The sequence below is a fragment of the Amycolatopsis sp. BJA-103 genome, from assembly GCF_002849735.1.
GTDB lineage: Bacteria > Actinomycetota > Actinomycetes > Mycobacteriales > Pseudonocardiaceae > Amycolatopsis.
This window is the reverse complement of the sequence record NZ_CP017780.1, coordinates 1,461,875-1,483,691: the sequence shown is the minus strand read 5'-3', so window position 1 is coordinate 1,483,691 and position 21,817 is coordinate 1,461,875. Positions and strand designations below refer to the sequence as shown.

The 21,817-nt window shown below is 69.5% G+C and carries 17 protein-coding genes; 6 read left to right on the top strand and 11 right to left on the bottom strand.

Annotated features, from left to right (window positions below; genetic code table 11):
• Positions 1 to 6: 6 nt before the first annotated feature.
• A complete protein-coding gene (locus BKN51_RS06950) occupies positions 7 to 702 on the bottom strand; it encodes an alpha/beta hydrolase (RefSeq protein ID WP_101606821.1) in 696 nt (231 codons plus the stop codon).
• 130 nt (positions 703 to 832) lie between these two features.
• Between BKN51_RS06950 and BKN51_RS06945 the strand changes: the two genes are divergently transcribed.
• On the top strand, positions 833 to 1,561 hold the full coding sequence (locus BKN51_RS06945) for a sugar isomerase domain-containing protein (RefSeq protein WP_020637136.1): 729 nt from the start codon (positions 833 to 835) through the stop codon (positions 1,559 to 1,561).
• Positions 1,562 to 1,655: 94 nt separating this feature from the next.
• Positions 1,656 to 2,804 (top strand): serine hydrolase domain-containing protein, encoded by a 1,149-nt coding sequence (locus BKN51_RS06940; RefSeq protein ID WP_101606820.1) that lies wholly within the window; start codon positions 1,656 to 1,658, stop codon positions 2,802 to 2,804.
• Between the two features lie 75 nt (positions 2,805 to 2,879).
• Here BKN51_RS06940 and BKN51_RS06935 read toward each other — a convergent pair whose 3' ends face one another.
• Positions 2,880 to 4,745: an ABC transporter ATP-binding protein gene (locus BKN51_RS06935; RefSeq protein ID WP_101606819.1), complete on the bottom strand. Its 1,866-nt coding sequence runs from the start codon at positions 4,743 to 4,745 to the stop codon at positions 2,880 to 2,882.
• A 147-nt stretch (positions 4,746 to 4,892) separates the two neighbouring features.
• On the opposite strand from BKN51_RS06935, the gene BKN51_RS06930 reads away from it, so the two are divergent.
• A complete protein-coding gene (locus BKN51_RS06930) occupies positions 4,893 to 6,188 on the top strand; it encodes a glycosyltransferase family 87 protein (protein ID WP_101606818.1) in 1,296 nt (431 codons plus the stop codon).
• Here the strand turns inward: BKN51_RS06930 and BKN51_RS06925 are convergent, their stop codons facing one another.
• The 5 genes from BKN51_RS06925 to BKN51_RS06905 form a co-directional block, all read right to left on the bottom strand.
• On the bottom strand, positions 6,189 to 6,398 hold the full coding sequence (locus BKN51_RS06925) for a helix-turn-helix domain-containing protein (RefSeq protein ID WP_003071237.1): 210 nt from the start codon (positions 6,396 to 6,398) through the stop codon (positions 6,189 to 6,191).
• Positions 6,399 to 6,576: 178 nt separating this feature from the next.
• Positions 6,577 to 8,205, bottom strand: coding sequence for an ABC-F family ATP-binding cassette domain-containing protein (locus BKN51_RS06920; protein WP_101606817.1), 1,629 nt, complete (start codon positions 8,203 to 8,205; stop codon positions 6,577 to 6,579).
• Between the two features lie 256 nt (positions 8,206 to 8,461).
• A complete protein-coding gene (locus tag BKN51_RS06915; protein WP_101606816.1) occupies positions 8,462 to 9,130 on the bottom strand; it encodes an acVLRF1 family peptidyl-tRNA hydrolase in 669 nt (222 codons plus the stop codon).
• A 164-nt stretch (positions 9,131 to 9,294) separates the two neighbouring features.
• Complete coding sequence (locus BKN51_RS06910) at positions 9,295 to 12,183, bottom strand: S8 family serine peptidase (protein WP_101613089.1); 2,889 nt, start codon at positions 12,181 to 12,183, stop codon at positions 9,295 to 9,297.
• A 237-nt stretch (positions 12,184 to 12,420) separates the two neighbouring features.
• A complete protein-coding gene (locus BKN51_RS06905; protein WP_101606815.1) occupies positions 12,421 to 13,983 on the bottom strand; it encodes a deoxyguanosinetriphosphate triphosphohydrolase family protein in 1,563 nt (520 codons plus the stop codon).
• A gap of 43 nt (positions 13,984 to 14,026) precedes the next feature.
• Here BKN51_RS06905 and BKN51_RS06900 point away from each other — a divergent pair, with 43 nt between their 5' ends.
• Both BKN51_RS06900 and BKN51_RS06895 read left to right on the top strand, forming a co-directional pair.
• Positions 14,027 to 15,154: a lycopene cyclase family protein gene (locus BKN51_RS06900; protein ID WP_101606814.1), complete on the top strand. Its 1,128-nt coding sequence runs from the start codon at positions 14,027 to 14,029 to the stop codon at positions 15,152 to 15,154.
• A gap of 71 nt (positions 15,155 to 15,225) precedes the next feature.
• A complete protein-coding gene (locus tag BKN51_RS06895; protein ID WP_101613088.1) occupies positions 15,226 to 16,911 on the top strand; it encodes a GGDEF domain-containing protein in 1,686 nt (561 codons plus the stop codon).
• Between the two features lie 3 nt (positions 16,912 to 16,914).
• On the opposite strand, the gene BKN51_RS06890 is transcribed toward BKN51_RS06895, so the two are convergent.
• Genes BKN51_RS06890 through BKN51_RS06880 form a run of 3 tightly spaced genes read right to left on the bottom strand, consistent with a single transcriptional unit; the run spans position 16,915 to position 20,036 of the window.
• Positions 16,915 to 18,075 carry a sulfotransferase family protein gene (locus tag BKN51_RS06890; RefSeq protein WP_101606813.1) on the bottom strand — a complete coding sequence of 387 codons (1,161 nt, stop codon included), beginning with the start codon at positions 18,073 to 18,075 and terminating at the stop codon, positions 16,915 to 16,917.
• Between the two features lie 10 nt (positions 18,076 to 18,085).
• A complete protein-coding gene (locus BKN51_RS06885) occupies positions 18,086 to 18,865 on the bottom strand; it encodes an SDR family oxidoreductase (RefSeq protein WP_101606812.1) in 780 nt (259 codons plus the stop codon).
• A 1-nt stretch (position 18,866) separates the two neighbouring features.
• Positions 18,867 to 20,036, bottom strand: a complete 1,170-nt coding sequence (locus tag BKN51_RS06880) for a DUF1214 domain-containing protein (protein ID WP_168214283.1) — start codon at positions 20,034 to 20,036, stop codon at positions 18,867 to 18,869.
• A gap of 87 nt (positions 20,037 to 20,123) precedes the next feature.
• On the opposite strand from BKN51_RS06880, the gene BKN51_RS06875 reads away from it, so the two are divergent.
• Entirely contained in the window at positions 20,124 to 20,999 is an 876-nt protein-coding gene (locus BKN51_RS06875; protein ID WP_101606810.1) for a helix-turn-helix domain-containing protein, read from the top strand.
• A 274-nt stretch (positions 21,000 to 21,273) separates the two neighbouring features.
• Here the strand turns inward: BKN51_RS06875 and BKN51_RS06870 are convergent, their stop codons facing one another.
• Positions 21,274 to 21,750 carry a nuclear transport factor 2 family protein gene (locus BKN51_RS06870; protein ID WP_101606809.1) on the bottom strand — a complete coding sequence of 159 codons (477 nt, stop codon included), beginning with the start codon at positions 21,748 to 21,750 and terminating at the stop codon, positions 21,274 to 21,276.
• Positions 21,751 to 21,817: the final 67 nt, after the last annotated feature.

Genomic DNA, 21,817 nt, shown 5'->3' with positions numbered 1-21,817 from the left:
CCCGGTCTAGACCGGGATCCGCAGCCGCTCGGAGCTCGGCCGGTCCCAGGCCGCGCTCAGCGTTTCGTCGTTTCCCCCGGCTTCGATGAGCTCGAGGGTGAAAGCCCGTACGAGACGGTTCCAGACGCGAAACCTTCGTAGCATCGCGTGCCCTTCCCCGCCGATCTCGAATCGCGCGGAACGCGATGTCACCTTTTCGGCGCGTTCCGCGAAAGCGTGTGATGCCACCGGATCGGTCATCCGGTCCTTGGTCCCGTGCGCGATGAGCACGGCACGACCGCGGACGGCGCCGATGGGTTCACCCGGTGGTGTCCACGGTGCCAGCGCGCAGACCCCGGCGACGGCCGGATCGTCGGCGACGCGCAGGGCGACCCGCCCGCCCATCGAATGGCCGACGAGGACCACGGGTGCGCCCGGATGGTCTTCGCGGATCCGCTCCAAGGCCCAGCGCGCGTCGGCGAGCGCGTCGGTGCCGTGGTCGTTCCACCCGTAGACGCGGTTGCGCAGGAGCCGGACCTCGACCCCGTGCTCCTTGCCCGCCCGGTGGACGTCTTTCGCCAGCGGAACCATCCGCTGGTACGCCAGCCGCCACGGCGCCACGCGGGCATGACTGTGCTCCGCGCCGCCGTGCAGGACCAGCACCACGGCTTTCGCCTGGCCGCGTGCTCGCCAAGTCCGCACCGCGGGATCAGCCTCGCTCACCCTGGACCCTCCAGTCTCCGAAACCCGGCCGCAGCGATCGGGTCAACCTCGATCATGACCCGATGTATTCCACTTCGGCCATTGGTCCACGCGATACATTCGTCGCTGATCTCCAGACGGAAGGGCGGATGTGGTGAGCACCACCGAACGTTATGCAGACGTCGCCGAACGGCTCGCGGAGGCCGAACGGGGTAACGCGGAGCAGATCCGGAAGTCGGCCGAACTGATCCTCGGGGTCATCCGGGCCGACGCCCTGGTGTTCACCGCCGGAGCGGGTCATTCGCTGGCCGCGGTCGCCGAGACCTTCTACCGCGCGGGCGGCCTCGCCTGCGTGTACCCGGTCTACCACCCCGAGCTGCTACCGCTGCACGGCGCGCAGCACAGCACCAAGACCGAACGCCGCTCCGGGCTCGCCGAGGAGGTACTGGCCGAACGCGCGCCGGGGCCGGACGACCTGCTGGTGGTGTTCTCGACCTCGGGCGTGAACCCGTACCCGGTCGAACTGGCCGCCGGTGCCCGCGCTCGCGGCGCCTCGGTCATCGCGGTGAGCTCGGCCGCGTCCGTGGCCGCGGCACCGAAGCGCGCGGCGACGACGCTGATCGAAGAAGCCAGCATCGTGCTCGACTCCCACGTGCGTCCCGGCGACTCGAGCTACCCGCCGGAGGCACCCCGGACCGCGCCACTGTCCACGGTGATCAACGCCTTCCTGTGGAACCTGGTGCTCGCCGAGGTCGTGGACCTCGGCGCGGCACAGGGGGTCGACATCCCGCTGTGGCGCAGTTCCAACGTGGACGGTGGCGACGAGGCCAACGCCGCGTTGCTCGCCAAGTACGGCGCGCGGGTTCCCGCCCTCCGGTAGCCGAGGCCCGCGCGGACGAGCCCCTTGACTCGTCCGCGCGGCCCTTCTACGGTCACATACCGACCGGTCGGTGTCCGCAGGAGGTCCCGTGTCCATGACCGAGATCCACGGTGAATGCGCGGCGGGCTTCGAACCCGTCCGAGCCGCCTTCGAAGAGAACTTCGCGCTGCGCGACGAGCTCGGCGCGGCGTTCTCGGTGACGCATCGCGGCGAGACCGTCGTCGATCTCCGGGCGGGCTGGGCGGATCCGGACCGGACGACCCCGTGGCGGGCGGACACGCTCACCAACGTCTGGTCGACCACCAAGGGCATGACCGCGCTCTGCGCGCATCACCTCGCCGACGCCGGCCTTCTCGACCTCGACGCACCGGTCGCCGGGTACTGGCCGGAGTTCGCGGCGGCGGGCAAGCGCGACATCCCCGTGCGCTGGCTGCTCTCGCACCGCTCCGGCGTGACCGGGGTCGGCCTCGATCGGCAGGTGACCGTCAAGGAACTGTACGACTGGGACCACATCACCGGCCTGCTCGCCGCGCAGGCGCCGCTCTTCGAACCCGGCACGGCCAGCGGCTACCACGCGCTTTCGTTCGGCTTCCTCGTCGGCGAGGTGATCCGCCGGGTCAGCGGGCAGGACGTCCGCGCGTACTTCGCCGAGCACGTCGCCGGTCCGCTGGACGCGGACTTCCAGATCGGCCTGGCCGCCGACGACGACCTCGCACGCTGCTCCACCCTCGTCGAACCCGTGCTCAGCGCCGAGATGAAGACGTCGCTGACGCAGGCGTTCGCCAACGCCGGCCCGGCCGCCCTCGCGGCGCTGGCGAACCCGCGCGTCCAGGGCCGCGACGCCAACGACCCCGAGTGGCGGCGCGCGATCCTGCCCGCGCTGAACGGGCACGGCACCGCCCGGGCCATCGCGACGATCTACGGCGCTCTCGCCTCGGGGCGACTGCTCTCGGACCAGGCCCTCGCGACAGCCCGCGAAGGGCAGGGGCGCGAGGCCGACCTCGTCGGCGGGCTCGGCAACGAATGGGCGCTGGGGTTCTACCTCGGCAGCGAGGAACGCGGCTTCGGGCCGAACCCGAACGCTTTCGGGCACGACGGGCTCGGTGGCTCGTCCGGCGGCGCGGATCCCGAGAGCGGGATCGCGTTCGGCTACACGATGAACCGGATGGGCCCGCTCCTGCGCGACGATCCGCGCAAGATGGCCCTGGTGAACGCGACCTTCGCTTCACCCGCGCTCGCCTGATCTCCCCTCGCGGCGTGCTAGGAAAGGCCCGTTCCTTGCAAATTTTGCAAGGAACGGGCCTTTCCTAGCATCCGGTCACGCCACCGCAGGCTCCTCCGAGAACTGCGTCAGGTACAGCGCCGCGTAGCGCCCTTCGCGCGCGAGAAGCTCCTCGTGCGTCCCCCGCTCGACGATCTCCCCGTGCTCGATCACCAGGATCTGGTCCGCCGCCCGCACCGTCGACAGCCGGTGCGCGATGACCAGCGCGGTCCGCCCGTCCAGCGCGTCGGTCAGCGCCTCGCCGACGGCCGCCTCGGACTGCGAGTCCAGATGCGCCGTCGCCTCGTCGAGGACCACGACCCTCGGCTGCGCCAGCAGGAGCCGCGCGATGGTCAGCCGTTGCCGTTCGCCGCCGGAGAGCCGGTAGCCCCGCTCCCCCACGACGGTCTCCAGCCCGTCCGGCAGCTCCCGGATCAGCTCGGCCAGCCGGGCACGGTCCAGCGCCGACCAGATCTCCTCGTCGGTGACACCGGGCCGCGCGTACTCGAGGTTCGCCCGGATCGTCTCGTGGAAGAGGTGCCCGTCCTGGGTCACCACACCGACGGTTTCCCGCAGCGAGGCGAAACTCAGCTCTCGGACATCCACATCGGACAGCCGGACCGACCCGGCGTCGGCGTCGTAGAGCCGCGGCAGCAGCGACGCGATCGTCGACTTGCCCGCGCCGGAAGAACCGACCAGCGCCACCATCTGCCCGGGTTCGGCGCGGAAGGTGATGCCGTGCAGCACCTCGTCACCACCCCGGTGATCCAAAGTGGACACGTCCTCCAGCGACGCCAGCGAGTACCGGTCCGCCGCGGGGTAGCCGAACCGGATGTCGGAGAACTCCACCGACACCGGACCGTCGGGCACGCGACGCGGCTCGGGCTTCTCTTCGATCATCGGCTTGAGGTCGAGCACCTCGAAGACCCGCTCGAACGACACCAGCGCGGTCATCACGTCCACCCGGACGTTCGCCAGCGCAGTCAGCGGTGAGTACAGCCTGGTCAGCAGCAACGCCAGCGCCACGACGGTGCCCGGCGCGAGCGCCCCGGTCAGCGCGAGGTAGCCGCCCAATCCGTAGACCAGGGCCTGCGCCAGCGCGGAGACCGTGGTCAGGCTGGTCAGGAACCAGCGCGTCAGCATCGCAGTCCGGACGCCGATGTCGCGCACCCGCCCGGCCCGCGCGCCGAAGTCGCCGACTTCCCGTCCCGGGTCGCCGAAGAGCTTCACCAGTGTGGCGCCCGGCGCGGAGAACCGTTCGGTCATCTGCGTGGTCATCGACGCGTTGAGCTGCCCGGCCTCCCGCTGCAGTCCGGCCATCTTCCGGCCGAGCCGCCGCGTGGGCAGGATGAACACCGGCAGCAGCACCAGCGCCAGCAGGGTGACCTGCCAGGACAGCGTCATCATGACCACCAGCGACAGCACCAGCTGGATCACGTTGGTGACCAAACCGGACAGTGTCGCGGTGAACGTGCGCTGCGCGCCGATGACGTCGTTGTTGAGCCTGCTCACCAGCGCTCCGGTGCGAGTGCGCGTGAAGAACGCGACAGGCATCCGCTGCACGTGCCGGTACACCGCGACCCGCAGGTCGAGGATGATCCCTTCGCCGATCCTCGACGACTGCGCCCGTTCCACCAGCCCGAGCCCGGCGTCGATCAGCGCCAGCGCGGCGATCACCACGGCCAGCCACACCACCAGCGAGACGTCGTGGCCGCCGATGATCGCGTCGACCACCTTCCCGGCCAGCACCGGCGTGCTCACCGCCAGCACCGCCGAGACGATGGTGAGCGCCAGGAATATCAGCAACCTCCGCCAGTGCGGCCTGGCGAACCTCGCGACGCGGCGGAGCGTCCCCTTGTGCAGCCCTTTCGGAACGTCAGCCGACTTCATCGCCGAGTTCATCAGCGTCCAGGTGTTGTCCATGATTCTCTCTCCTCGCCCCCACCAAACCTCGACATTGGTCGAGATTTTTCCCGGATATACCCAGCACCAACACCGAAGAACACCGGATGCTTCCCGGTTTCCGCGTCCTCTTTTCGGCGGGCACGGCCGCGTCGGTAGCCTGAGCCGGTGACCAAGGACTCGCGACAGCTGACCATCGACTTGGTCTTCTACGCCGGCTGCCTGATCTTCGCCGGGCTGAACACGGCCGTCGCGGAGTTCTACGGGTACCGCGTGTGGGCCAATTTCGCTGTCGCAGGTTACGGCCTCGCGGTGGTCCACACCAGCTGGCTGATGATCGCCGCCCGCCGCGGCAAGCGGCCGCCCGGCGCACTCGGCTCTCGGTGGGTAGGTATCGGGGCCATCGGGCTGTTCGCGATGATCCTTCCCTTGGGAATGCTCGTCATTCGCCGTCTGACCGGAGTGGACTGGCTCATCACGCCGGTCTCATGGGCGGCCCAGCCCGAGGTCTGGGTGATCGAGCGGTCGGCGAAACTCCTTCTGGAGAACGGAACCCCGTACGTCGATGTGACCGCTCTCGGTCGCGCGGCGGAAGTAAACGATTACACACCATACGGTCCGGTGATGACCGTCTTCGGCCTGCCGCGCGCGTTGTTCGGCGGAGGGCCGGTGGCCGACGCCCTGACCGACGCACGCTGGATGTTCGCGCTGACGGCCGTCGCATGTGTACTGCTGACGCTGCGGCTGCTGAAGTGGCCGACAATCCCGGTGAGCGCCGCACAACTCGCCCTGGCCTGCCCGCTGACCGCGCTGACCTGGGCCGTGGCGGGCCCGGACCTGGCCATCGTGGGCCTGCTGGTGCTGTCCTTCGCGCTGGCCACGAGCGGACGCGCGGTCCTGTCGGGTCTCGTGCTGGCGCTGGTGATCAGCGCGAAACTCATCGTCGCGCCCGCGGTGGTCGTGCTGGGTGTCCTGCTGCTCACGCGGCGTGGTCCTCGCGCACTGGGCGGATTCGCCGCGGCACTCGTGGTGACGACCCTGGTCCTGCACTTGCCGGTCTATCTCGTGGACCCGAAGGCGTTCGTCGAGCACGTCTTCCGGTTCCCACTGGGAATGGGCGTGGTCGAGTCACCCGCGGCGAGCCCGTTGCCCGGGCGCCTCATCGCCTCACTCGGCCTTGTCGGCACGGCGATTTCCTTCGCCCTGCTCGGGATCGCGGCCGTCGCGATCCTGATCTGGCTGATCCGCCGACCTCCCACGACCGGCTCGGACGCGCTGTTGCGCATGGCCGTCGGACTCGGCGCGCTGATCCTGCTCACCCCGGCGACGAGGTACGGCTACCTGGTGTATCCGCTGGTCCTGCTCGGTGCCAGGCTGGCCTTCGCCGCCAGTGAATCGTCTGAAACAGCGGTCCCCGGTAAGGGAACTGCGCCCCCCGCGCAGCAGTCCGCTACTTCTTCGTGACTACTTCTTCTTGACCCTGGTGGCACCACCACGACCACGCAGCTGGACGCCGGATTCCGAGAGAACCCGGTGCACGAACCCGTACGAGCGACCCGTCGACTCCGCGAGGGCGCGGATGCTCGAGCCCTTCTCGTATTTCTTCTTCAGGTCAGCGGCCAGCTTGTCACGCGTGTTGCCGGTGATCCGCGCGCCTTTCTTGAGATCAGCCACGTCGATCGCCTTCCCGCCGAGAGTGTTCTGGGCCACATAGCGGCCCCTGTCGCCGCAATGATCGAACACTGAGCGCCGGAATGCCAGACGACGAGCGCAAAACTGCTGAAACCGCGATCACATTGGGCCATTTCAGTGGCCGGATGGCATCGATCAAGCACCCGAACGGACGCAGAGCTCACGCAAGCTGGACAAGTTCCAGATAATCGGCGGACCAATGGTCCTCGGTTCCGTCCGGCAGCAGGATCACGCGTTCCGGCTCCAGCGCCTCGACCGCGCCCGGGTCGTGCGTCACCAGGACGACGGCCCCGGCGAAGCTGCGCAAAGCGTCCAGGACCTGGGCACGGCTGGCCGGATCGAGGTTGTTCGTCGGCTCGTCGAGCAGCAAAACGTTGGCAGCGCTGGACACCAGACCGGCGAGCGCGAGCCGCGTCTTCTCACCGCCGGAGAGCGTGCCGGCGGTCTGATCGAGCTGCTCGCCGGTGAAGAGGAACGACCCGAGAAGGTTCCGCAGCTCTTGCGCTCCGGTGTCCGGCGCGAGGTGACGGATATTTTCCCACACGGAAGCGTCGTGGTCGAGCGTTTCATGTTCCTGTGCGTAATAGCCCAAACGCAATCCGTGACCCGGAATGGTCTCCCCGGTATCCGGAGTTTCCATTCCGCCGAGCAGCCGGAGCAAAGTCGTCTTTCCGGCACCGTTCAATCCGAGTACGACGACCTTCGAACCGCGGTCGATCGCGAGGTCGACTCCGGTGAAGATCTCGAGCGAACCGTAGGACTTCGAAAGCCCCTCCGCGGTGAGCGGGGTCCGGCCGCACGGCGCGGGCTCGGGGAACTTGATCCGGGCGACCTTGTCGGCCTGGCGGGTCTCGTCGAGCGCGGACAGCATCTGCTCGGCGCGGCGGGCCATGTTCTTGGCGGCCACCGCTTTCGTCGCCTTCGCACCGAGTTTCGCGGCCTGCTGCTGCAGCGTGGCCGCCTTCTTCTCGGCGTTCGCACGCTCGCGGCGGCGGCGCTTCTCGTCGGTGGCCCGCGCGTCGAGGTAGCGCTGCCAGCCCATGTTGTACAGGTCCAGCTCGCTGCGGGTCGCGTCGAGGAACCACACCTTGTTGACCACGTCGCCGAGCAGTTCGACGTCGTGGCTGATCACCACGAGACCGCCGTCGTGCTGCTTCAGGAACCCGCGCAGCCAGTTGATGGAGTCGGCGTCGAGGTGGTTGGTGGGCTCGTCGAGCAGCAGGATCGTCTCGGACTTGCCGCCGGCGCCCGCCTCGGCGGCGGCGAACAGGATCCGGGCCAGCTCCACGCGGCGACGCTGTCCACCCGAGAGGGTCTGGAGCGTCTGCGCGAGCACCCGGTCGGCGAGGCCGAGGTTGGAGCAGATCCGCGCTGCCTCGCTCTCGGCGGCGTACCCACCGAGTGAGGCGAAGCGCTCTTCGAGACGGCTGTAGCGGTTGATCGCCTTGTCGCGCTCCTTGTCGTCCACCAGCTCCGACATCGCGGTCTGCGCCTTTTCCATGTTGCGCATCAACGAGTCGAGGCCGCGGGCGGAGAGCACGCGGTCCTTCGCGGTGACGGACAGGTCGCCCTCACGCGGATCCTGCGGCAGGTAGCCGAGCTCACTGCTGCGGCGGACCTCGCCGGCGTGCGGCTCGCCCTCCCCCGCCAGCACCTTGAGCGAGGTGGTCTTGCCGGCGCCGTTGCGGCCGACCAGGCCGATCCGGTCGCCCTGCTGGATGCGGACGTTGGTTTCGTCGAGCAGAATGCGCGAGCCGGCGCGCAGCTGCAGGCCAGAGGCCGTGATCACGGGAACTCCCGGTAAAAGGGGGTGGATGAGTGGACAGCTTCGACTCGCCTGCCGATGGGCAGGCGAGGAGCTCACTCCAAGAGGATGTCCACGCGATCAGTGTACGGGCCGGTGTCGAGCGGATTTATCCGACCGTGCCCGACGTCACGACCCGGAGCTGAAGGACGCTTTCCCCGCATGCGATGCGGTGAAGGACGCTTTCCCTGCATCACATGCGGGGAAAGGAGCCTTCAGCCGTCCCTCGACGTGCCCGACGTCACGGTCCGTGCAGCGTGATCTCCACCGCGACGGCCCGTTCGGCCGCGTCGTCGAGCACCGTCCGGCGCGGTTCGGCGATGTCGAGAACGCGAGGTTCGGCACGGTCGAACAACGGCGCCAGCCGCCGGTCCTCACGCAGTGTTTCCAGTGCCCGCCGGTCACCGCCGAGAATGACGGCGTCCACTTCGGACAGTTGAGGCACGAGCACTTCGTAGGCGTCCTCGGCGGCGGACCGGAGCGCGACGCGCGCCTGCCCTTCCCGGCGTCGCGCGAAGCGTTGTTGCGACCAGCCGCCCGCCGCGGATCGGCCTTGGACGAGATGGCGGTCCGTCCTGGACTGGACGACCACTCCCCCGCGCGTGATCCCGACACTGTGGCCACCGCGCCGCACCAACAGGAGCGCGATCCTCCGCGAGATCAGGGCGTGGTCGACGAGCGGCCCGATGGCCAGTCCGGTCACGGTCCCCTCGGCCTCCAACGGTCCGAAAGGGACGGTCGCGACGGCGACGACGCCGTTGTGCGCGGTGACTTTGACGGTGTCGGGGCTCAGTTCAGTCTCGCGGACGCCTTCGTTGCGGACGGCGAAGCGGGCGTACCAGCCCTCGAGGCGATCTGGGGCGACTTCGACCGCCCTGCCGCCTCCGGCTACCTGCCGCTCCTTCGCCATGGGCTCAACCTACGCATTCCGCCACGTGTTCGCCCTCCAATCACGCGTGTTCCGCCTCCAAGCACGCGAAATCGCCCTTTGCCTGGGGCCGGGTGCAGGGGCCGTGAAGGCCCCTTCCCTCAGCTCAGCCGAGGAAGGGGGCCTTCACGCGCATGACGAGACGACTAGACCGGCTTCACCGGCCCCTTGCCGACCGACTTCCCGACGCCCGCGGGCCGCTCAGCCACCCCGGGCTGAACGTAACCGTTGAGGTGCAAGGAGATCGAGCGGATCGACCCGGTGTCGCCACCGGCGACGTCCACCGCGGTGAACTTCCAGACACCGTCGGCCGCCGTACCGGTGGTCAGGCCGCCGAGCGCCTGAACCGGCTTGTAGGTCCCGGTGAACGGCGCGTTCGCCGCGGACACGGAGCTGAACAGCGCGGTCGCGGTGTCGGCGAAGACGACCTGGCAGAGGTTGTTGCCCCCGGCGCCGCCTCGCTGGAACACGGTCGCCTTGGCGCCCGAGGGCGCGGTCAGCGTGCCGACCAGGTCACCGACGTACGAGTGGTTGATGCCCACCGTGGTCGAGGTCTGGTCGGTGTTGCACGTGGCTCCGTCGATCGAGAACGTCAGCTTCGACGCGCGCCCGACACCGCTCACCGTGATCGGCACGGTCGCGCCGGTCGGATCGCTGTCCGGGATCGCCACCGCGTCACCGGCGTAGGCGAAGTCCCGCGTCACCGGCGACGGCGTGCCGACCGGCAGCGAGAACGTCGACGTGCTCGGCGAGAACGAACCCGCGAACGTCACGCGCGCGTTCAGCACCACCGGCACACCCAGTTCCTGCGTGGCGGGAACGGTGATGGTGAAGTCGTTCACGCCGGTCTGGCCGGGGCTGATCGTGCCGTACGACTTCGACCGCGGCGCCACCGTGACACCGGGGGTCGGGCTGCTGAGCACGACGCTGGTCGACGACGCGACACCGTCACCGCGGTTGGTCACCGGCAGGGTCACCTTGGCGGTGTCGCCCGGGTCGAGCGCGGAACCGCCGTCGGCCGGGGTGACCGTCGGCTGGCCCGCGGTCGCGAGCGGCTGCGGGCTGGCACCTGTGTACGCGAGCACCTTGTCGGCGAGGATGACGCCCGCGCCGCTGGAGGGGTCACGGCCCGGGGCCAGGATGTCGACGGCGGTGTTGATCAGCGCCTCGCGCACGTCGGCCGGGGGCAGCCCCGGGTTGCCCGAGAGCACCAGGCCCGCGATCGCGGCGGCGTGCGGCGCGGCGGCCGACGTGCCGTAGAACGTGGTGAAGCCGGTGACGCTGGTGGAGACGCCGTCGGCCGCGGTGATGTCCGGCTTGGCGCGGACCTCACCACCGGTCCCGGACACGTTGCCGGGGGTGATCGGCGTGCCGTCGGCCTGGTAGAACATCCGCCGCGGACCGTCCGAAGTGAACCGTTCGACCTTGGTGGTCGCGCCGAAGGCACCGGGGAACGGGCCGGCCGGGTTGGCCGGGTCGCCCGGTTCGAGGGCACGCGGGAACGCCTTGGCCGCCGGCGCCGCCGCGACGCTGAACGCGTCCCGCGCCGCCGAGTGGCCCACGGTCACGCCGGGCTTGGTGTAGGCCTTCAGACCGTCGGCCGAGTCGGAGAAGCGACCGCGCAGCGCGGACAGAGACAGGTAGCGGCCCTCACCGGAGAACTTGACGATGGCCAGCCGCAGCCCGGCACCGCCGCCCGCGGGGGTGTCCACCCGCTCGTAGGCGTCCTGGGTCCCGGTCTGGACGTCCTGGCTGAAGTCGACGACGTTGCCCGCCGCGTTCAGCAGGTACAGGTCGTAGTCGTTGTTCGAGCGGCCCAGCGGGTCCGACCAGAACAGCGTGACCGGCACCGCGGGCGACGCGCTCGAAATCGGCTGGAAGATCTGGTTGCCCGCGGCACCGGCGAAGTTGTGCGCGGTACCGGCGAACTTGCCGACGCCCTTGCCGGAGTCGACGAAGTCGCCTTCCCAGTGGCCCGAGGTGCCGTCGGCGACGTTGCCCTCGTTACCGGCCGAGGAGAAGTACAGCGCGCCGTTGGCGGTCACGTCGTTCACGGCCTGGGCGATGATCCAGTCCTGGAACGGCGATTCCTTGAAGTACAGGACGTCGTCGACGATCACGTCGCAGTGCGCGTCGAAGCGCAGTTTGCGGATGTTGTCGGCGAAACTGGCGTCGGAGTTGAACGCGCTGGCGAAACCGAGCGACGCGTTCGGCGCGAGATCGTGGATGATCTCGAGCATCGCGGTGCCCTCGTCGCCGTCACCCTCCTGGCCGGGGATCACGTCGACGCCCGCCGGGAGTTCGCCGCGCGCCTGCGAGGTCGCGAGCGAGTCGATGCCGTCGGACAGCGCGCAGATCTTGGTGCCCACCCCGGTGACGCCGAACTGCTGGCGCGCGGTGTCGGCGTTGTGCGCGCGGTCGCCTTCGCTGTTGATCGGTCCGGCGGCGATGCCGACCTGGCCCTTGGCCTCGACGGCCTTCTTCAGCTCGTCCGCGATCCGGGCGGCCTTCTCTTCCTTGCTTTCCCGCTTCGCCTGGTTGCCCGCGGCGGAGGGCTCGGCGAGCTGGCGGGCGGTGAACGCCTCGTTGGCGGTTTCGACCTTCTTGACGTCCTCGCGGCCCGCGATCGCCGCGACCGCGTTCAGCGGCACCTCGGCGCGGATGCTGCCGTAGTGCTCGGAAACCGCGCGAATCCCCGCACCGGATTCACGCAAGCTCTTCAGGAGTCCTTCGGAGACCTGGCCCCGGATGTCCACGAGCACGGTGCCGGCCGCGGAGACATTCGCCCCAGACCCCAGTGCGGGAACCGCGGAGGCCGACATGCGCTGAGCGCGGAGTTTCTGTTCGACGAGCAGTCGGCTGTCCACTTTGGACTCGCCGGTCTGCTGTCCCTTCTTGATCGACTGCAGGGCCTCGATCTGCCGGACGGTGTTCTCCGAGAACGCGTCCGGGGATTGGGCGGTTTCCGCCGCCGAGACGGGCGGGCCGACCAGGCCGAGCGCGGTGACGAGCGCCGCGGTGCCTGCGGTCAGGATCGTTCTTCTTCTCCTGCTAGAACGGGTTGGACGCACGTGCGCCTCCGATTCCTAGGCGCGTGCCCCGACTCACGCTGACCAATGCCGGCGATCACCGGCTGGATCAAGCTAAGTACCGCGCGTGCACCGTCGGCAGAGGCCGTTCGAGTGACGTCAGATGGGGATTTTCCGTTTTTGGCCGCAGAAGGTAGGCCGATCAGCGTAATCGTATGGTCACGGTGTGCTGGGGCACCGGCCTCAAAGGACGAACGAGTCCGACCACGGCTGCGAAGCGCGACCGGACAAGCCGTCCAAAAGGGTCACCGCCTGTTTGTCCGTCAGCGACGCCACGAAGTCGACCACCGCCCGGCCGCGCGCGAGCCCGCGCACGGCGTCGGCGCCGGTGACCGGTTCCCCGGTCGCTCCGATGAGCAGCTCCGGCGACCTCCGCGCGAGGTCGTTGAACTCCGACCGCGCCAGTTCCACCAGATCGTGCAGTCGTCGCGGGAGCCGGTAGAACTCGTCGCGGTCGAGCAGCCAGGCGTCGAGCGCGTCGACCAGCGTGGTCACCAGGCTCGCCTGTCCGCGCTGGTGCAGGGCCAGTTCCGGGCGCAGCAGCACGAACCGCCGGTGCACGAATTTCAGGACCTGCACCTCGTGCCACTGCGCGGGCCGCAGCGTGAGGTGCCCTGTCCGGGTCGAGGGTGACGGCACGACCTGCACGCCGTCGACGAGCCGCGCGGTCCACTTCGAGGAGAAGGCCGCGGTGACCTGTTCGGCCTCGATGGAACCGTCGAATCCGGTCGCGAGCAGGCCGTCGACGAGTTCGGCGCGGACACGGGCGACGGCGCTGGTGAAGGCGTCGTCGTCGACGATCCAGCCGTCCTTGGCGTGCATCCGGCGGCGCAGCCGTTCCAGCGAACGGCCGGGAAGCCGCCGTTCGGCGGTCAAGGTCGCGTCGTCGAGCCCGGCCAGGTCCAGCGCGTGGTCCACCCAGCCGGTGAACTCGGCCGCGACCGGCGCGTGCTGCAGAACGCCGATCCGGTGGAAGTCCTGGAGATCGTGGATGGCGTAGGCGATGTCGTCGGCGGTGTCCATCACGGACGCCTCGACGGTCTGCTGCCAGGGTTCGATCCGGCCGTCGAACGGCGCCCGCGCCTGGGCGAAGTCGTCGAGTTCGGTGCTGTAGGCGGAGAACTTGCTCGCGCCGGTGCCGGGGGCGTCGGCGGGTTCGGCCGCGCCGCGCGGCTGGACGTCCATCGACGTCGGATGCGGATCGGGCACGTGCAGCCGCGCCCACGGGTACTTCAGCACCGCGGCGCGCACCGCCGTGGTGAGGTCGAGCCCGGAGGCGGACGGGCCGCGGACGTCGGTCGTGGTGATGATCCGGAACGACTGCGCGTTGCCTTCGAATCCGTCGGCGAGGCCGAAGCGGTGCCGGGCGATCCGGTCGAGGGTCTGCTCCCCCAGATGCCCGAACGGCGGATGCCCCAGATCGTGCGCGAGCGCGGCCGCCTCGGCGACGTCCGGATCGCAGCCGCCCAGTTTCGCGGCGAGTTCGGCGGAATCGCTGCTCACGTTGATCCGCTCGGCGATCGCGCGCGCGACCTGCGCGACCTTGAGGCTGTGCGTGAGCCGGTTGTGCAGCAGCCCGGAACCGCCGGCGCTGACCACCTGGGTCACCCCGCCGAGGCGGGCGAAGAACGGCGACGCGGCGATCCGGTCCCGGTCGATCCGGAACGGGCTCGTGGCGAGGTCGGTGAACCCGGCGTTTTCGCTCTCCGGATCACGCCGCCACGCCCTCGGGTCCGTCTGTTCCATGCATCACACCGTATCCGTCGCGACGGCATGATGAGATGCCCAGGTGGCGGACGTGGTGATCGCGGGTGGCGGCCCGGCCGGGCGGGCGCTGGCGCGTGCCTGCGCGCGGCGAGGCCTTTCGACGATCCTGATCGACCCGGCGCCGGGCAGGCGGTGGCGGGCGACCTACGGGCTGTGGGCCGACGAACTGCCGTCGCTGCCCGAGAGCGCCGTCGCCTGCGCTCCGTCGAGGACACTCGCTTTCGGAACCGGACCGCACGTCCTCGACAGGCAGTACCTCGTCGTGGACAACGCCGGCCTGCGAACGTGGCTGGACGGCGGCTACGACGTCTTCGCCGGGACGGTGGCCGGCGTCGACCACGGACGGCTGGGCTCGTCGGTGCGGCTCGAGGACGGACGGGTCCTCGCGGCCGGCCTGTACGTCGACGCCTCCGGCGCCCGGCCGCGGGGAAACCGGTACGAACAGACGGCTTTCGGCGCCGTCCTCCCCGCCGAGGACGCGCTGCGGCTGATCGAGAGCCCGGACACCGCCGTGTTCATGGACTGGCGTGGCAGCGAACAGGGCTTCCTGTACGTGCTGCCGCTCGGCGACGGCACCGTCCTGGTCGAGGAGACCTCGCTGGCACGCAAGCCCGGCCTGCCGCTGGAGCTCCTCGCGGCGCGGCTGCGTGCCCGCCTGACGGCTGCCGGGCTGACCTCACGGGGGCGCGAGGAACGCGTGCGCATCGTGCTCGACGTGCCGGTGCCCCGGCGCGGCCGGACGGTGCCGTTCGGGGCTGCCGCCGGTCTGGTGCACCCGGCGACCGGGTACAGCGTGGCGACCTCGGTGCGGCTCGCGGAATCGGTCGCCGACGCCATCGCGGAGGCATGGGACCGGGGACCCGCCGAGGCCGCGTCGGCCGCTCACCGGGCGCTGTGGCCCGCTTCGGCCCGCGCCGTGCACGGATTGCGGCGGCACGGGCTGCGGGTGCTGTGCGGGATGCCACCCGAACTGGTCCCGGTGTTCTTCGATCATTTCTTCACGCTGCCCATCGGGCTCCAGCGGGCCTTCACCACCGGTCGCGAAGACCTTCCGGGTACCGCCGAAGCGATGTCGACACTTTTCCGAACGGCGCCATGGCCGGTGAGAAAACACCTGATCGGGTGGCGTGCGTTACGCCGTTCTAGGTAACCCGGTGCAGCCATGATGAACATCAGTTGACACGTGTTTCGCTTCCCGCCGCATCCGGCGACCATACGAACGTGACGTTGCAGATCGCGGTCCGCTTCGCTTACCAGCCGTTGTACAGCCTCCACACCGGTGGCGTCGTCGCGTTCGAAGCCCTGGCGCGGCCGGGCCGCGGCACCGCCCACGAACTGCTCGCCGACGCCCGGCGCAGCGGCAAGCTGGCCGAGGTCGACATCGGCCTGGCCGCCGAAGCCGTCCGGCAGCAGAACGAGCCGCAGACCACCCTCCCCCTGCACCTGAACCTGTCCGCACGGACCCTGGCCGCACCCGTGTCCCGGTTCGACCCGCTGACCGAGGCGCTCAGCCTGTCCGGCCGCCGGACCAGGGACGTCGTGCTGGAGATCGGGCCGCCGTTCTCCCAGGTCCCCGCCGACCAGCTGCTCAGCGGGATGCGGCGGCTGACCGACCTCGGGTTCCGGCTCGCGCTCGACGGCCTCGGCCGCGGCGACCTCCCGCTCACGCTGCTCGCCTCCGCGCCGATCGACCTGGTGAAGCTGGACCGCAGCGTGCTGCGTGGCCTGCCGCACGACCCGGCCGCCGTCGCGGTGGTCGAGGCGGTGCTGCACTTCGCCTCGCGCACCGACAACCGGCTGGTCGCGACCGGGCTCGAGACCACCGAACAGCTGGAATCCGCGCGCAGGCTCGGGGTGCGGATCGCGCAGGGCAACCTGCTCGCCCCGCCCGACGGCAACCACGCGCCGCTGCCCGCGCCGGACGCGCCCGGCCCGTTCGTCCCCGGCACCGCGCGCGCCCGCCGCGTCGGCGACTTCCTCCGGCCCGCGAGCACCCTGCCGGAGGCCGCGACCTGTGACGCCGTCCGCGAGGTCCTGGCCGCCGCAGACGGGCCGAGCGGCATCGTCGGCATCGACGACCGGCACCGTCCACAGTGGTCGATCGACCGGACGCGGTTCCTGGTCGCGGTCACCGGGTTGTACGGCCATGCCCTGCACGCCAAACGGCCCGCGTCGCGGCTCGCCGACCGGCCGCACACGATCCACGCGGACGCGAGCGCGCTGGAGTTCCTCGAACTGGTCACCGACGCGGACTGGAGCCGGACCGGCGACGACGTCGTGGTGGTCGACGACCGCGGCCGGTGCGTCGGCGTGGTGCTGGTGAACGAGGTCCTCCGCGGAGTGGCCGAAGCGAAGGTCGAGGAGGCCGTCTCGCTGAGCCCGCTGACGCGCCTGCCCGGCAGTGACGCCGTCGCCAGGGACGTCGACCGCCGGATCAACGCGCGGGAGCCGTTCGTCGCGGCCTGGCTGGACGTCGACTCGTTCAAGACGGTCAACGACACCGCCGGGTTCGCCGCGGGCGACGACCTGATCCGCACGCTCGGCCGGACGCTCACCGACCTGGAGTCACGGCTGCGCAGGATGCGCGTCAGCCATGTCGGCGGGGACGATTTCCTGATCGCCTGCGACGTCGACGAGATCGGCACGATCGCCGCCGCGCTGCTGGACACGGCGTGGTCGGCCGACGAGCTGCCGGTGACGGTTTCCCTCGCGACCCTGGTCTGCGGGAACGGCGCGATCCGGTCCTACAAGGACGCTTCCCGGCTCCTGGCGCCGTTGAAGAAGCGCGCCAAGGAGGTCCCCGGGTCGAGCTGGGTGCTCGGGCGGCCGGGGTCGGAACGGGTCGAGGTGCTGCGCGGGATCACCACCCGAGGTCTCCCCGCCCAACGCGCCGCCGCCGGCTTCTGACCCTCAGAGGTCGTGGGCGGCGCGGTAGGTGGAGAAGCGTTCGTCGACCTCGCCCGCGGTGAGCCCGAAGTCCGCGAGGTCGTACCGGTGCACGGGTTTCCTTTCCCCGGAACGGCTTTCGGCGTGCACGACGGTCATCGCGTCCCGGGCTTCGCCGCTCAGCGGCAACCCGAAGTGGCGGTAGACGCCCTCGACGGTGCCGATCGGGTCGGCGACGAAATCCTCGTACCGGACATCGCAGAACTGCGCCGGATCGTGCCGCGCCCGCGCTTCGAGCGACCTTTCCGCGCCGCGTGCCCACAGCTCCAGCTGATCACGGCCGATCACGTCGCCGCGGAAGACGTCGGACCAGCCTTCCGAAGCCTGCTCGTTCAAACTGCACACCGACGCGATGATCGTGCTCGGCGCGCGGTGGGTCTGGACGATCAGCGCGTCCGGGTAGACCTCCAGCAGAGCGTCGAGCGCGAAGAGGTGACTCGGGTTCTTGAGCACCCAGCGGCGCCCGGCGTCGGGCAGGCCGATCAGCTGCAGATTGCGCCGATGCCTGCGATACGCGTCGGTCCAGCCCTGGCCGTCCAGCCAGCGCGAGTACGACGGCACGTGCGCGAGGCATTCGTAGGACACCGATTTCAGCGACTGCCGCAGCAGTTGCCAGCATTCCTCGACCTGGCCCGCGGACATATGGTGCAGGCCCATGAATTCGGGATGCTCGACGTGGTGCTTCTCGTAGCCCGCCTGGATTCCTTGGAAGACCGGGTTTTCCGCCCAGGTCTCACGCGGAGGCCGCGGTTGCGGCACCTCGGTCAGCCAGACCTCCAGACCTTGGTGCGCCGGATCCTCGGTGAGCAGCCGGTGCAGTGCCGTTGTCCCGGTGCGTGGCAGGCCGGTGACGAAAATGGGTCGCTCGACGGGAACCCCGGCGTACTCCGGATGCTGTTTCCAGGACGCCTCGCTCAACGACCTCGCCACCAAAGCGCCCCGCAGGAACGCGCGATGGACCTTGTTGCCGTACGGGGTCAACCCCGCCTCGCCGGCGTAGGAATCCAGCAGTACGCGGAGGCCTTCGAGATGGTCTTCGCCACCGAAATCGTCCAGTCCGGTGAGTTTCGCCGCCGACGCGTGGAGATCCTCCACCGTGCCGACGTTTTCCCGACCTGGCAGCATGCTTTCCCCTTCAGTGGTGGTATTCGCCGGCGTTGACGTCGAGGCACTGACCGGTGACGCACCGGGCGAGTGACGAGGCCAGGAACACGACGGTGTCGGCGATCTCGTCCGGCTCCGGCAGGCGGCGCAGGTCGATCGTCTCCGCGGTCTCGGCGTACACCTGCTCCGGCGTCACGCCCCGTTCCTTGGCCAGGTAGGCGAAATACCACTTCAGCGAGTCCGCCCAGATATAGCCGGGTGCCACGGAGTTGACCCGGATCCCGCGCGGCCCGAGCTCCGAGGCGAGACTCTGCGCGAGCGCGAGCAGGCTCGACTTCGCCATCTTGTACGCGCCGAACGTGCGCCGGGAATGCCGGAGCACGGCCGAATTGATCATCACCACCGAACCGCCGCTCTCTTCGAGCGAGGGCGTGAACAGTCGCGTGAGCCGGAGCGCGGCGAGGACGTTGGTCTCGAAGCCCGCCCGGACGTCGGCCAGGTCGACGTCGGCGAGATCCATGATCGGCGGGATGGCGAAAGCGTTGTTCACCAACGCATCCACTCGACCGAACGCCTTCAAAGCGGCTTCGGCGAGGTTCGCGGCCGAAGCGTCGTCGGTGATGTCGGTGGGCACGGTGACCGCGCGACGGCCGAGCGCGTCGATCTCCTTGGCGACCTCCGCGAGCCGCGATTCGGTGCGGGCGGCGAGAACCACGTCGGCACCCGCGACGGCACCGCGCACGGCGATGGACCTGCCGAGCCCCGGCCCGACGCCGGAAACCACGATCACCTTGTCCTTCAAGAGGTCCATGTCAGCCCAGCATCCTCGACGCGACGGCCGTCTGGCGAGCCGAGATCCGGTCTGACCATTCCTCCGGGGTCACGCGCGCCTCGTCGTGGAACGGCAACCTGTCGGCGAGTTCGCCGAACTTCACCACCTCGACCTCGGGACCGTCGGCCACCTCCAGCGCGCGGGAGAGCCGCTGCCACCGGATCTGGACGTACCCGCGATCGTGACCGGTCCGTTCGAGCCAGTTGGCCAGGCCCGGGTCGCGTTCGCTGATCACGAACCGGATCTTGCCGTCCGGGTCGACGCGCGCCTGGTCGGAAGTGAGGCTCGTCTGGTGGTTGATGTAGTCCAGCGAGAGATACCAGATGCTGCCGAGCTGGATGCCTTGATAGGGCGCGTCCGAGCGCGGCACCGTCACGATCATGACCTCTTCGTCGCCGAGTTCGTAGTGCCCGGCCGACGAATACTGCGTGGTCAGGCCGCCCGGCGTCGGACGCGGTTCGGTCATCGTGTTGACCGGCAGGTTCAGGTAGAACCACTTCGGGAAGGCGAGGAAGGTCCGCAGCCTGCTCAGCAGGATCTTGCCGGTGACGCCGTAGCGTTTGGCCAGCACGTCGCGGGTGAGCGGCGCGGGTGAGCCACCCGCGGTGTCCGCGCACTGGATCTGGATCGTGCCGCGGCGTTCGGTGGCCCAGTCGCTGTGGACCTCGCGCACCACGAGCATCGACGAACCCGGGCCGAGGATGAAGTAGTTGGGGCCGGGGTCGGGTTTCGCCGGTCCGAAGCGGAGTTCGAACGAGCCGTCCTCGGCGATCTCGATCTCGCGGTCGTCGAACGCGGCGAGACTGTCCGGCACCTCGACGGGCGAGTAGTCGCCGTTGAGGACCTGGAAACTGAGGTCGGCCGTGCTCCCCCGCGTCCCGGTGACGACGTATTCGCGGTCCTCGCGGATGTTCGCGTTGAAGTACAGCGTGTCCGGGTTGTCCAGGCCCATCTTCGTGTACGGCCCGGTGGACTGGGTGAAGTACGGATAGTCCCGTTCGTAGGCCCACGCCATCTGGAGGGACGCGCGGATGCTTCCGGCGAGGTAGTCGTAGCCCTCGACCAGGTCCTGTTCGGTCCGGATGTGCGGCGCCTCCGCGATGACCTTCTCGGCTTCGACGATCGCGTCCGCGAACGGTTGAGTGAGCACCGGCGACTCCTCATGCTGGTACAAATACGTACCGACTTGGTACGTTCTTCGCGACAACAGACTAGAACGCGTTCTAAGGATGGGTCAATGACTCGGCGCTCTCCGCCCACCGAGCGGGTCGTGCGGCTGCTCGACTTCTTCGCCGCGCGCCCCGGACGGCGCTTCGGCCTCTCGGAACTCGCGCGCGAACTGGACCTGGCCAAACCGACCTGCCTCGGCATCGTGACCGAACTGGCCGCGGGCGGTTACCTGGTCCGGGATCCGTGTCCGGTCACGTACCGGCTCGGGCCGGCGATGATCGCCGCGGGCCGTGTCGCGGGCGAGGGTTTCGGCGCGAGCGAGGTCGCGCGGCGGCATCTGGAGGACCTGAGCAGGCGATACGGCGCCACGTGCACGGCGTCGGCCGTGGTCGGCGACCGGATCCTGATGCTGCAGAGCGCCGGTCCCGGCCGGGTCAAACTCGGCGAGACCTATCCGTTCGCGCCGCCGGTCGGGCTGATGTACGTGCTGTGGGATTCCGACGCGGCGTTCGACGCGTGGCTCGCGAAGCCCCCGGCGGTGCCGGTGCGGCTGGACGAAGCGCACCTGCGCCGCGTCGTCGCCGAATGCCGCGAACACGGCTACCTGGTGGAAAGCCTGACCTCCGCGGGACGGCGGCTCTACGCCCTGATGGCCGGGGTGGGCGCGGAGGAACTGCCGCCGGAGGTGCGCGGCCTGGTCGGGGAGCTCGTCTCGAGCCTCGGCGAGCGCGTCTACCTCGGCGCCGATCTCGAACCGCGCCACAAGCACGCGGTGAGCCTGCTCGCGGCGCCGACGTTCGACGCCTCCGGACGGCAAGAGCTGGTGCTCACGCTGTCGGTCGGTGAGCCGATCACCGGCGCGGAGATCGCGCGCCGGGGCGCGGCGCTGGTCGCGACCGCCGACGCCGTCACCGCCGAATCCGGCGGCCTCTCCCGCAAGTAGTCCTCTAGTTGCGGTCCTTGCCACGGCCTGGAAGTACGTGAAGGCCTCCTTCCCTACTTTGAGAGTTGGGAAGGAGGCCTTCACTACGTCACCCCCGCCAAAGGCACCGAGGGATCGCGCCCCAAGGGCACCAGCAGTACGTGAAGGCCCCCTTCATTGCGTCTAGCGCAGTGAAGGGGGCCTTCACGTACTTGCGCAAAGCGCCCCGGCGGCCTCTCCCGCAAGTAGTCCTCTAGTTGCGATCCTTGCGCGTGCAACTACCGCAACTAGAGGACTACTTGCGGGGTGGGGACCATAGGTTCGCGGTGAGCTTGAAGCTCGGCAAGTCGGCGGTCGACGTCATCGTTTCGTACAGCCGGTCGTACTGGGTCGAGGCGGTCAGCCACTCGCCGTCGACCCGCCGATAGGTGTCCTCGTAGTACGCCGCGCCCTCGATCACCACGTGATGCTCGGGCACGATCACCTTGTCCCGCATCAGCCACGTGCCCGTCGCGGTGTCGCCGTCGACGTCGATCTCCGGCTGCCCGGCGAAATGCACCGTGATGACGCCGGGCCCGACGGCGTTCCGGAAGAACCCGATGATCTCGTCGCGGCCATCGAAGGTCAGGGGCTTGCCGTACGACGGCGTGCCGTAGCGCGCGTGCGCGTCGGCGGTCAGGGTCCCGGCCATCTCGTCCCACAGCTTGAGGTCGAGGCACCGGAGGTAACGGGCTTTGAGGCGTCGGATCTCTTCGAGCGCGACCAGGTCCATGCCGACAGCGTCCTCCTCCCCTTGACCAAGCACAAGAACTTGTTCTACTTTTCTGATCTCGAACCAC

What these genes read in the sequence shown, in the direction of transcription:
- BKN51_RS06940 (WP_101606820.1), top strand. Translation starts at nt 1,656, where the DNA reads ATGACCGAGATCCACGGTGAATGCGCGGCGGGCTTCGAACCCGTCCGA.
- BKN51_RS06935 (WP_101606819.1), bottom strand. Translation starts at nt 4,745, where the DNA reads ATGGACAACACCTGGACGCTGATGAACTCGGCGATGAAGTCGGCTGAC.
- BKN51_RS06915 (WP_101606816.1), bottom strand. Translation starts at nt 9,130, where the DNA reads ATGGCGAAGGAGCGGCAGGTAGCCGGAGGCGGCAGGGCGGTCGAAGTC.
- BKN51_RS06905 (WP_101606815.1), bottom strand. Translation starts at nt 13,983, where the DNA reads ATGGAACAGACGGACCCGAGGGCGTGGCGGCGTGATCCGGAGAGCGAA.
- BKN51_RS06890 (WP_101606813.1), bottom strand. Translation starts at nt 18,075, where the DNA reads ATGCTGCCAGGTCGGGAAAACGTCGGCACGGTGGAGGATCTCCACGCG.
- BKN51_RS06885 (WP_101606812.1), bottom strand. Translation starts at nt 18,865, where the DNA reads ATGGACCTCTTGAAGGACAAGGTGATCGTGGTTTCCGGCGTCGGGCCG.
- BKN51_RS06875 (WP_101606810.1), top strand. Translation starts at nt 20,124, where the DNA reads ATGACTCGGCGCTCTCCGCCCACCGAGCGGGTCGTGCGGCTGCTCGAC.
- BKN51_RS06870 (WP_101606809.1), bottom strand. Translation starts at nt 21,750, where the DNA reads ATGGACCTGGTCGCGCTCGAAGAGATCCGACGCCTCAAAGCCCGTTAC.